Origin of the sequence: Arenibacter algicola, assembly GCF_000733925.1 — a bacterium.
GTDB lineage: Bacteria > Bacteroidota > Bacteroidia > Flavobacteriales > Flavobacteriaceae > Arenibacter > Arenibacter algicola.
Genome location: NZ_JPOO01000003.1, coordinates 1,328,777 through 1,340,842 on the forward strand (window position 1 = coordinate 1,328,777; position 12,066 = coordinate 1,340,842).

Consider the following 12,066-nt stretch of genomic DNA (forward strand, 5'->3'; position numbering starts at 1 on the left):
GATATTAAAATTTTGAAAAATAAAACTATTTTCAATATAAGTAACCCGCCTATTCCTTATTGACCCTATAAGTAATTCTTCGATTTGTAATTACAGTCCTCACCTTAACTGTCAACAATGCAGAAGATGAAAATGTAGGAGGGCAACTGGATCCTGATTTTGAAGCTATTATACGATATCTATAGCCATTTTTATCTGCACCCGCCGTCTTGACCGTTAAGGCAGTGGACTGAGTACCTGCATACTCTGTGCCGTTTGAAATGTTGTTGAAGACTGTTCCCCCATCCGTACTCACCTGCCATTGATAGGTATCTGCATTGGTTGCAGTTACCGTAAAAATGGCATTACCTCCGGTAAAAATAACTTGATCTGGTCCTATAGCAGCCGTTGAAGGGGTGTCTTGGGTAACTGTTATTGCCGTCCTTGCTCCACTGCGGCAATTGGTCGACGTATTCCTTGCCTCGGCATAAAAAGTACCAGGGCCACTGGGAGTATAAGTTGTATTGCCCAACAATAACAATGTTCCTCCACTAGGTGCATTGTACCAGTCCACTGTCTCGCCAAACCCTACCGATGCCGATACACTCGGTACGGCATCACCGGTACAATAAGACTCATTACCCCCACTTGTAGGTGCACTTACCACAGGACAGGCACAATTAGGTGCAGTCACTGGTAATTCATTTGTACAGCCATTGGCATCGGTTACCGTTACCACAATGTTGGTTCCGGATGGAACATCTGTGATGGTCCAAGTATTTCCCGAGGTATTCGTCACAGTACCAGCCGTACTGGTTACCGTTCCCGTACTAACTGTTACGCCCAATCTGTAAGTAGTAGGCGAAAATAGTCTAAAAACACAAGTAGGAGAAGTGCTTACAGAAATTGTAGGCCTTGGAAGAATAGTTAGTTCTACAGCGGTTCTAAAAAGACTTCTTCTATTGGAATCCGAATTATCTACGCTCTCTCCATAATATGTAACGTTACCCACCGTATTTAGGGTTGGGGAAACCGGAGAACCACCACTGCTAGCAGTATACCATACCACATGGGCCCCGGAGGGCGGGGTTGCAGAAGCGGTTAGGGTTTGTATAGGGTTTTGTTCGCATTCAGTAATGTCCCCATTACTGGTGGGAGGAGGAAGTGCTGATTCTACCTCATCAAAAGAGAACTCATAACTTCCATTTCCCTTACAGGAAGAAAACTCTCTAGTGCCCAGGAAAATTCTTTGGGAATTATTACAACTCTTATCTGTATCTATCTCTCCTCCATTATTGTAGATTATAGCGTCCGACGGTAAGTGTAAATCTGCATTACCCGCCCATGTAAGAATTCCATCACTTTGAACCGCGACCAACATTATATTAACAGTCAGTACCCCATTGTTTGGTAACGAAAGGGTGTCATCACCACCAGATTGATCACCAATTATTAATTTATCTATGGTATAGGAAGTAATATTCACATTCAAGGATACGGTATTACCGCTACCAATGGTTACCGTACCTACGTTACTGTTCTGTCCCGGATATGAGGTGGCATTGACCCAAGCAATACCATTATAAATCTGCCAGGTACTGGAACTGCCCCAGTTGCCAGAAGCCTTTGACCTATAATCTCCAGTAACCTGAGCCACAACAGGGATACTTAATAATAAAAATAACAATAGTAAAACCGATTGTTTTAAATTCTGGGTCAAAAACATGGGTTTAAATGTGAAATAATATTTGCTATTAACAACATCCTAATCTTATATAATTATTATGGCCAAACTAAAATTTTAGTTCTGCCGCAATCGATGAACCTAATGTCAAAGGGTGAAAATATTCAATAATTGAAGAATAGAGAACATTATGTTGTGAAGTACCATTAAACTGTGGTAAATATGTAGTTAAGGTAGAAATACTGGGTGAGGTTACCTAGATATTATTGGCAAAATGATGATACAACCTACCAAGAGTAATGCACTATAAAACCAAAATTGTGGGTTCCTTAATTATCGCAAACAAAAAAGCAGCTGTAAAAACAGCTGCTCTAAATATTTTCTACAGGAGTAAATCTATTCCAATATCAAGAATTCCGATCTACGGTTTAATTGATGTTCGGCCTTCGAACATTTTACTCCGTTTACACAGCGGTTTACCAATCGGGTTTCCCCAAAACCTTCGCCCTGCAATCTATCACTTGCAATTCCTTTTGAAACCATATAAGCTACCGTAGATTCCGCTCTTTTTTGTGATAACCACAAGTTATAGGCATCAACCCCTTGACTGTCGGTATGGGACGTAACCTTAAGTTTTAAACTTGGATACTTTTCCATGGCAGCAATTACCTTTTGAATTTCAATTTCAGCGTCTGGCCTAACATTATACCTGTCAAAATCGAAATAAATGGTACTTAGCTGTAATAATTTGGCTAAATCGTCCCCATAACCCGCTGTTACGGTATCCCTTTCCAAATAAAAATCAACTATCAAAGGCTTACTATCGGATATATTAAGATACTCTTCGGAAGGCACATATCCTTGCATAGTAGCCCTAACAAAATTACCTTTATTACAATCTATAGTAATACTGTAATTGCCATTAGAATCCGTTATTGCCGATGCCAATTCCTCATTATTTTCATCAATAACCTTCACCGTTGCCCCTACTAAGACCTCATTGGAAATTTTATCCCTTACGGTACCTGTAATTGGTTTAATACAATCGAATTCCAATTTTTTCGTCTCTACAAAACTATATATATCGTCCTCACCCACACCATTCTCCCGGTTCGAAGCAAAATAGCCGTTTCTGGTTTCTTCATTTATAATGAAGGTAAAATCATCCAACTCACTGTTTACAGGTTTTCCTACATTTAAAACGGTCCCTATATACTGACTGTTGGAAATTTTCGTAGCAAATATATCCAAGCCACCTAATCCGGGATGACCGTCGGAAGAAAAATAAAGTACATTTTCACTGGTAACGTAAGGAAAGGTTTCCCTTGCTTCCGTATTGATAATATTACCCAAATTTACTGGAGTCCCATAAGTACCATCACTATTAATGGCTACTTTAAAAATATCCGACTCTCCATAGGAACCCGGCATATCTGAGGCAAAATATAGTATTTTTTCGTCCGGGCTAAGTGTAGGGTGTGCAATGGAATAGGATTCGCTATTAAAGGGAAGTTCCTCAATATGGGTCCATACTCCTTTTTCTTTGACCGCCTTAAAGATTTTTAGGCGTACCACTCCCTTTTCATCTTTTACGGTTTTACCATCAAATAGATTATTCCTCGTAAAATAGAGGGTGTTGCCATCCTTACTAAAGACCGATGTAGATTCGTGATATCTGGTATTTATATCGTCCCCAAATTTCACCACCTTGTTTACAGAAACACTGTCGGCATTTATCTTGTACAGGTCCAAGAAATCTTTGGAATTCCAAGTATGTCTATATCGAGCCAAATTACCGGTATCCCTATCGGAAGAAAATATTAGTCCTTCCCCATAAAAGGAAGGGGCAAAATCTGAATATCTGGAATTGAAAGCAAATTTACCAATGTCATATCTCCCGGAATTTTTTTCTATTTCCGCCAAATAGTCCCTTTCGGCCATATAAAGATTGGCCCTAACATCTGCTGAAGTTATTTGGGAAAACTCCGCCATTACATCCTTGGACAGATCATATTCTCCCAAAGACCTCAAAGTCTGTGCATATCTAAAATAGTATTCAGGTCCAATTCCTTCCTTGTATTCACTTAGGAGTCTTTTGTAGATTTCTGATGCCTCTTTGTATTCAGCATTAAAATAATAAGAATTTCCCAGCTTCATTAACAGATCGGCAGACGTATATCCCTTGTCCAATACGCGTTTATAGATATCAATGGCCGGACTAAAGGAATAGTCGCTATATTTTTCATCTGCCTTATTTATCAGTCTATCCTGGGCAATAAGAGCATTACCAAGGACAGAAAATAATACTGTCAGCAAAAAAATTCTTTTTATCATTTTATTTTTTTTAAAAGAAACGCGGAGAAACCATTCTTCGGAACGATTTAACCAGTTCAAATCTTAAAAACACTTCAAAGGACCCGTCATTAAATTGTGTTCCTCCCAACTCTGTAGTTTCCCGGTCATATGCCAGACCAATCATAAACTGATCGCTAAGTTGGAAGCCCAGAAGACCGCTTAATGCCGCATCCCATCTATAAGCAGCACCAAAGCTAAACTTGTCATTGAACAAGAAACTGGCGGACAAATCTATTTGTAAGGGCGCCCCGCCCACTACTTTGGTCAAAACTGCAGGTTTAAACTTAAAATTATTATTAAGATCAAAGACATAACCAGTAATTAAATAAAAATTCATTCTCTCCTTGGAAAGGAACTGTACTGAATTGGCATCACGTTGGGAATTGTCAAAATATTCTGTTTCTACCATATTTGGAGCAGAGAGTCCTGCATAAAACTTATCCGTATGATAGTACACCCCTACTCCAAAATTTGGGGAAAACTTATTGTCGATGTTCTCACCTTGTATATTTTCAGAATCAAAATTGTTCAGTCCATTAAAATCCAGACTCAACATATTCCCCCCTACTTTTAATCCAAAGGATAATTTGGCATCCAAAGCAACATCAACGGTATAGGACAAAACGGCATCGAACTGGGTTTCCTGAACCACACCATCCCCAATATTGTCATTGATAATGGAAATACCGTACCCCAATCTACTATTCCTTATTGGTGAATGCAGGTTTAAGGTCTGTGTTTTAGGAGCGCCTTCCAATCCTACCCACTGGGAACGGTAGAGCGCCGCTACACTTAATTGCCCCCTAGACCCCGCATATGCCGGGTTTACACTCATAGTATTGTACATATACTGGGTATACTGTGCATCTTGCTGGGCATATAGTCCTGCAAAAAGGGAAAACAACATTAAAACGGTAACGAGGAGACTCTTTTTATATATCATCTACTATAAAATATTTTATTTACTCACATAAATATAACCACTATCTGTAATATTCTGCTGTTTATTTTCATATTGAAAAATATAATAATAAACTCCTGCGGGCAAATAATTGTTTCCAGTCACAGTAGATCTAGCCTTGGACCTACCGTCAAAAACATTATTCTGATTATTATACCCTTTTCCTTCATAGACAGAAACACCCCATCTATTGAAGATTTTCAAGGTATTGTTATTGGCGTTTCTAACCCCTCTAATAAATAGGAAGTCGTTTTTACCATCCGAATTAGGGGTCACGAGTTGATTTACTTCAATTTTTTCATCCTCATCCCCATCTTCTATAATCACTGTTACCGTAGAAGTATCGCAATTTTCAGCATTGGCAGCCTCACAGATCATATAGTCTATAGTGTAGGTACCATCGGCAGTTCCGGGGGCCACGCTAACACTGCCATCCTCGTTAATCTTTAGCACATCCGTTGGCGTAGAAGTAAGCACCACGTCTGTAGAAGCTACAGGATCTCCATTAAGGGTATCGTTATCAAGCACGTTACTGCCAGTGATTAAGCCTGTATTATTTGTATCTGTTGCATAGGCATCGTCTACCGCAACGATCACGTTGTCCATATCAGGACCTACCTGAACGGTTACCGTACCCGTATCACAATTTTCCGTATTGGCCGCTTCACAGATGGTATATTCTATAATGTAGGTGCCATCGGCAGTACCGGGGGCCACACTAACACTGCCATCCTCGTTTATGGTAAGTTCGTCCGTAGGCGTGGAAGTAAGCACTACGTCAGTGGCGGCTACCACTTCCCCGTTTATGGTGTCGTTGCCCAGCACGTTGCTGTCTGGTATCACGCCACTTACATCGGTATCCACGCTATAACTGTCGTCCACCGCATCGATTACATTGTCCATATCAGGACCTACCTGAACAGTGACAGTACCCGTATCGCAATTGTCCGTATTGGCCGCTTCACAAATGGTATATTCAATAGTGTAGGTGCCATCGGCAGTACCGGGGGCCACACTAACACTGCCATCCTCATTTATGGTAAGTTCGTCCGTTGGCGTAGAAGTAAGCACTACGTCCGTAGCGGCTACCACTTCCCCGTTTATGGTGTCGTTGCCCAACACGTTGCTATCTGGTATCACGCCACTTACATCGGTATCCACGCTATAGCTGTCATCCACCGCATCGATTACATTGTCCATATCGGGACCTACCTGAACAGTGACAGTACCCGTATCGCAATTTTCCGTATTGGCCGCTTCACAGATGGTATATTCAATAGTGTAGGTGCCATCGGCAGTACCGGGGGCCACACTAACACTGCCATCCTCGTTTATGGTAAGTTCGTCCGTTGGCGTAGAGGTAAGCACTACGTCCACAGCGGCTACCACCTCGCCGTTTATGGTGTCGTTGCCCAGCACGTTGCTGTCTGGTATCACACCACTTACATCGCTATCCACGCTATAACTGTCGTCCACCGCATCGATTACATTGTCCATATCTGGACCTACCTGAACCGTGACAGTGCCTGTATCGCAATTGTCCGTATTGGCCGCTTCACAGATGGTATATTCAATAGTGTAGGTGCCATCGGCAGTACCGGGGGCCACACTAACACTGCCATCCTCGTTGATGGTTAGTTCGTCCGTTGGCGTGGAAGTAATCACTACGTCCACAGCGGCTACCACCTCGCCGTTGATGGTGTCGTTGCCCAGCACGTTGCTGTCTGGTATAACTCCGCTTACACCGGTATCCACGCTATAACTGTCGTCCACTGCATCTATCACATTGTCCATATCAGGACCTACCTGAACCGTGACAGTGCCTGTATCGCAATTGTCCGTATTGGCCACTTCACAGATGGTATATTCAATAGTGTAGGTGCCATCGGCTGAACCGGGGGCCACGCTAACACTGCCATCCTCGTTTATGGTAAGTTCGTCCGTTGGCGTAGAAGTAAGCACTACGTCCACAGCGGCTACCACCTCGCCGTTTATGGTGTCGTTGCCCAGCACGTTGCTATCGGGTAAAACTCCGCTTACACCGGTATCCACGCTATAACTGTCGTCCACTGCATCTATTACATTGTCCATATCAGGACCTACCTGAATAGTTACCGTAGCTGTATCGCAATTGTCCGTATTGGCCAATTCACAGATGGTATATTCAATAGTGTAGGTACCATCGGCAGTACCAGGGGCCACACTAACACTGCCATCCTCGTTTATGGTTAGTTCGTCCGTTGGCGTAGAAGTAAGCACCACGTCCGCAGCGGCTACCACTTCCCCGTTTATGGTGTCGTTGCCCAGCACGTTGCTGTCTGGTATCACGCCACTTACATCGGTATCCACGCTATAACTGTCGTCTACCGCATCGATTACATTGTCCATATCAGGACCTACCTGAATGGTTACCGTGGCCGATGCACAAACACTTGGATCAGGAATAACGTTACATACCTGATAAATTATAGTAACAGTGGAGTTGGATTCGGATTCGACAGGAGTGTAAGTCAAAAAGCCTGTTTCTTCATCAAAAGTAACAGTTCCTAAGGCACTGCCACCTATCATTGATAAAGCTGTAATACCCAAATTGTCAGCGTGATTATTAGGCAAGTAATCATCATTCTCCAAAATATTGATCGCCACTTCTGTCATGGCAGGGGTTGACCCGGAGTCATCCCTCGCAGTTGCAACAAGTGGATCCGGATCAGTTCCATTTGGATTTCCGTCATTGTCACAATCAAGAACCTCCCAATCAACTGAAGGGGTCAACGTAACACTTTCTGGGTTATAATCACAGGGATCCAGAGGATCGGTCCCGTCTTCTTTCTCATCTTCATTGGTCACCCCGTCCCCGTCACAGTCAGTATCGTTCCATGTGTTGGAAGGAGCTACGGTCTGGTGGGCCAAAACAAAATCGCAGGGATCCAAGGGATCTGTACCATCTTCCTTCTCATCCTCATTGGTCACCCCATCCCCATCGCAGTCAGTATCGTTCCAAGTGTTGGAAGGAGCCACGGTCTGGTGGGCCAAAACAAAATCGCAGGAATCCAACGGATCTGTACCGTCTTCCTTCTCATCCTCATTGGTCACCCCATCCCCGTCACAATCAACTGTTAAATAATCGCCGCTCTGGGGCAAGGTAATACTCTCCACCTTATAATCACAAGGATCGGTAGGATCGGTCTCATCATTTACTTCTTGCCAATTGGTAACGCCATCTCCATCACAATCTCCATTTTTCCAAGAATAGGAGGGCAATATTGAAATGCTGGTATAAAGAAGATCACAGGAATCTAAAGGATCCGTACCGTCCGTTTTCTCATCCTCGTTGGTTACGCCATCACCGTCACAATCGGCATTTTTCCATTCTGTTGATGGAGTACAGTTTTGATGTGCCAGGACAAAATCGCAGGGATCCAAAGGATCTGTTCCGTCCTCCTTTTCCTTTTCATTGGTAACACCATCCCCGTCACAGTCTGCATTCTTCCATTCCGTGGACGGGCTACAGTTTTGATGTGCCAGGACAAAATCGCAGGGATCCAAGGGATCTGTACCGTCTTCTATCTCTTTTCCATTGGTTACGCCGTCGCCATCACAATCTGAAGGCAAATAACTACTGCACTGGGCTACAGTCACATGGTCTGGATCGTAATCACAGGGATCCAAAGGATCCGTACCATCTGACTTCTCATCCACATTGGTTACGCCATCACCGTCACAGTCCGCATTCTTCCATTCAGTGGACGGGCTACAGTTTTGATGTGCCAGGACAAAATCGCAGGTATCCAAGGGATCTGTACCATCCTCTTTTTCCTTTTCATTGGTTACGCCATCACCGTCACAGTCTGCATTCTTCCATTCCGTGGACGGGCTACAGTTTTGGTGTCCCAAAACAAAATCACATGGATCCAAAGGATCTGTTCCATCTATCTTCTCCTTGTTGTTGGTCACCCCATCACCATCACAATCCGCATTTTTCCAAGCAGTTGAAGGCGTACAATTCTGGTGCGCTAAAATAAAATCGCAGGAATTATTTGGATCCGTACCGTCCGCATTTTCTTTATCATTGGTCACACCATCCCCATCGGAATCCATTGATATAGCCGAAGATGAATCTAATATTGTTAAGGGTATAGCACTAATTTGAGTAACAGAGTTTGAAGAATATACTCCTGAATAATCTATATCAGTTCTAGATAAATCAAGACTCCGTATAGAAAAAAGATCCCAAAATTCATTCGAAGAATTCTGCTTTATATTTGATTTGTCGTTAACATTTACTTCATGTAATATTTTTTCCCCATGATTATACACATAGGTATTCCCATAGGAGGATGCACTTCCAAAAACAAAAATAACAGCGATAAGTGAAAAATAATGAGCTAAAATGCTCCTATATTTCACAAAAGTAATATTCTCCATAAATGATAGTTTTATATCAACTGATCACCATGGCACAATAGGTAAAAAATAAATGTAAGAAGTTGGGGCCAACTCCAATATTACATGCAAGATATATCTAAAAAATCAATAGTCATAAGGTTTTCAAGCCATAAATCATATAAAATCTGCCAATAACCGTATTACTCGACAAAGTGTTAAATAATCACAAAAACGACCTTGGACAAATTCAGTAAATCGCGTAAAAATCGTTAGTAAATTAGTATTTTATTGTAGGTTTTTTCGTTGTAATAAAGTAAGCAAAAGATGTATTTTATTGCAATATCAAACGAATATTTTATAATTAATGACTAAAATTATCCTGCTTTAAAACCGGAAAAAAAGTTTACTTAAATTTTGGATCCTCCCAAAAAATCTAAATAACAATTTACCAACCACAAAAAGTATAAGACACCGAAGGCAAACCTAAACAAACCTCAAAAGAAAAATCCCAATAAGTCGACCAGAACCTAAGAAATAATATAATACCCCAATCAAATCTGAAATATCCACCAATTAATATTTCTTTACAGTATTTACCGGCATATGCTGGTTGAAAAAAATTAATTTGACTTATTTTTGCCGAAATCAAATAATCAATGAGTTTTAGGGAACAAATTGAAAGAAGAAGGACTTTCGGTATCATATCACATCCCGATGCGGGAAAAACAACACTAACAGAAAAACTACTGCTTTTCGGGGGTGCCATTCAGGAAGCGGGAGCCGTGAAAAACAATAAGATAAAGAAAACTGCTACCAGTGACTTTATGGAGATTGAAAAACAAAGGGGTATTTCTGTAGCCACCTCTGTTCTTGCCTTTCTATACAAAGACAAAAAAATAAATATACTGGATACCCCTGGTCACAAGGATTTTGCGGAAGATACCTTTAGAACCCTTACTGCTGTGGATAGCGTAATTGTTGTTATTGATGTTGCAAAAGGTGTAGAGGAGCAAACTGAAAAATTGGTAGAAGTTTGTAGAATGCGCAACATCCCGATGATCGTATTCATCAACAAATTGGATCGGGAAGGGAAGGATGCCTTCGATTTATTGGATGAAGTTGAACAGAAATTGGGCCTTTCCGTAACTCCTTTAAGTTTCCCCATTGGCATGGGATATGATTTTAAAGGAATCTACAATATTTACGAAAAAAACATTAATCTTTTTAGCGGGGACAGTAAAAAGAATATTGAAGACACCATTGCTTTCGACGATATAAATAACCCTCAACTTGAAAAAATCATCGGAACCAAAGCATCTGCGGAACTTAGGGACAATTTAGAATTGGTGAACGGGGTATACCCCCCGTTTGACAAGGAAAGTTACCTAAAGGGGACACAGCAACCCGTATTTTTTGGTTCAGCCCTGAACAATTTTGGGGTAAGGGAACTGTTGGACTGCTTTATAGATATTGCTCCCTCGCCGAGGGCCAAAATGGCCGAAGAGCGCTTGGTACAAGCGAATGAAAAAGAATTAACCGGTTTTGTATTTAAGATACATGCCAATATGGACCCCAAGCATAGGGATCGTCTTGCATTCATAAAAATAGTTTCCGGTACTTTTGAAAGAAACAAACCCTATTTGCACGTACGACAAAACAAAAATTTAAAATTCTCCAGTCCCAATGCATTTTTCGCCGAGAAAAAAGAAATTGTGGATATTTCCTATCCAGGGGATATTGTGGGACTGCATGATACCGGAAATTTCAAAATTGGAGACACTTTAACAGAGGGTGAAATACTACATTACAAAGGTATACCAAGTTTTTCACCGGAACATTTTAGATATATCAACAATGCCGATCCCATGAAGGCCAAACAGCTTAATAAGGGAATTGATCAATTGATGGATGAAGGGGTTGCCCAGTTATTTACCCTGGAAATGAATAACAGAAAAGTTATAGGTACGGTGGGCGCGCTACAGTTTGAAGTAATACAATACCGTTTGGAGCATGAATATGGTGCAAAATGTACTTATGAAAATTTCCCTGTTTACAAAGCCTGTTGGGTAGATCCAAAAGACAAGAACAGCGAGGAGTTCAAGGAATTTAAGCGCGTAAAGCAGAAGTTTTTGGCCAAGGACAAGAGAAAACAACTAGTCTTTCTTGCTGATTCCCAATTTTCATTGCAAATGACACAGCAAAAATATCCCAATGTAAAACTTCATTTTACTTCCGAATTCGACTAAATGAAAACTCCATACCCATAAAACTAAAAAACCTTCTGTATTCACAGAAGGTTTTTTAGTTATTAAGCCTCACCCGTTGGACCAAAATTTAATGGAATTGGCGGCTGCTCATAATCCTTTATGGTACCATGGGCCTTTTCAAAGCGATTAACATTATCGCCTAGCGCCTTTAAGAATTTCTTGGCATGCTGTGGGGTAAGTACAATTCTACTTTTAACCTTTGCCTTGGGAGCCCCGGGCATCATACTAATGAAATCCACTACAAACTCTGAAACCGAATGATTGATAATAGCTAAATTGGAATATATTCCCTCAGCTGTTTTCTCATCCAATTCTATATTGATCTGTTTTTGGTTTTGATCTTTATCACTCATTATAAAAAATGATTATCTATTACTATTTAACTAAACGGCAATGTACAAAGAACAATTTAATTGCCGATTGTCCAAAAAAAA

Annotated in this window: 6 protein-coding genes; 1 reads left to right on the forward strand and 5 read right to left on the reverse strand. The window is 41.2% G+C overall.

Features of this window, described 5'->3' with window-relative positions; translation table 11 throughout:
- Nucleotides 1-49 precede the first annotated feature (49 nt).
- The 4 genes from U735_RS0116140 to U735_RS0116155 form a co-directional block, all read right to left on the reverse strand.
- Nucleotides 50-1,699 carry an immunoglobulin domain-containing protein gene (locus U735_RS0116140; protein ID WP_146032780.1) on the reverse strand — a complete coding sequence of 550 codons (1,650 nt, stop codon included), beginning with the start codon at nucleotides 1,697-1,699 and terminating at the stop codon, nucleotides 50-52.
- A 360-nt stretch (nucleotides 1,700-2,059) separates the two neighbouring features.
- On the reverse strand, nucleotides 2,060-3,997 hold the full coding sequence (locus U735_RS0116145; protein WP_031444820.1) for an OmpA family protein: 1,938 nt from the start codon (nucleotides 3,995-3,997) through the stop codon (nucleotides 2,060-2,062).
- A 10-nt stretch (nucleotides 3,998-4,007) separates the two neighbouring features.
- A complete protein-coding gene (locus U735_RS0116150; RefSeq protein WP_031444821.1) occupies nucleotides 4,008-4,961 on the reverse strand; it encodes a PorP/SprF family type IX secretion system membrane protein in 954 nt (317 codons plus the stop codon).
- Nucleotides 4,962-4,976: 15 nt separating this feature from the next.
- A complete protein-coding gene (locus tag U735_RS0116155; RefSeq protein ID WP_031444822.1) occupies nucleotides 4,977-9,404 on the reverse strand; it encodes a T9SS type B sorting domain-containing protein in 4,428 nt (1,475 codons plus the stop codon).
- Between the two features lie 617 nt (nucleotides 9,405-10,021).
- On the opposite strand from U735_RS0116155, the gene U735_RS0116160 reads away from it, so the two are divergent.
- Nucleotides 10,022-11,611: a peptide chain release factor 3 gene (locus U735_RS0116160; RefSeq protein ID WP_031444823.1), complete on the forward strand. Its 1,590-nt coding sequence runs from the start codon at nucleotides 10,022-10,024 to the stop codon at nucleotides 11,609-11,611.
- A gap of 62 nt (nucleotides 11,612-11,673) precedes the next feature.
- Here the strand turns inward: U735_RS0116160 and U735_RS0116165 are convergent, their stop codons facing one another.
- Complete coding sequence (locus U735_RS0116165) at nucleotides 11,674-11,985, reverse strand: DUF3467 domain-containing protein (protein ID WP_031444824.1); 312 nt, start codon at nucleotides 11,983-11,985, stop codon at nucleotides 11,674-11,676.
- Nucleotides 11,986-12,066: the final 81 nt, after the last annotated feature.

Bases quoted from the DNA above. Each gene is read 5' to 3' on its own strand.
- U735_RS0116165 (WP_031444824.1), bottom strand. From the start codon at position 11,985: ATGAGTGATAAAGATCAAAACCAAAAACAGATCAATATAGAATTGGAT.
- U735_RS0116160 (WP_031444823.1), top strand. From the start codon at position 10,022: ATGAGTTTTAGGGAACAAATTGAAAGAAGAAGGACTTTCGGTATCATA.
- U735_RS0116145 (WP_031444820.1), bottom strand. From the start codon at position 3,997: ATGATAAAAAGAATTTTTTTGCTGACAGTATTATTTTCTGTCCTTGGT.
- U735_RS0116150 (WP_031444821.1), bottom strand. From the start codon at position 4,961: ATGATATATAAAAAGAGTCTCCTCGTTACCGTTTTAATGTTGTTTTCC.
- U735_RS0116155 (WP_031444822.1), bottom strand. From the start codon at position 9,404: ATGGAGAATATTACTTTTGTGAAATATAGGAGCATTTTAGCTCATTAT.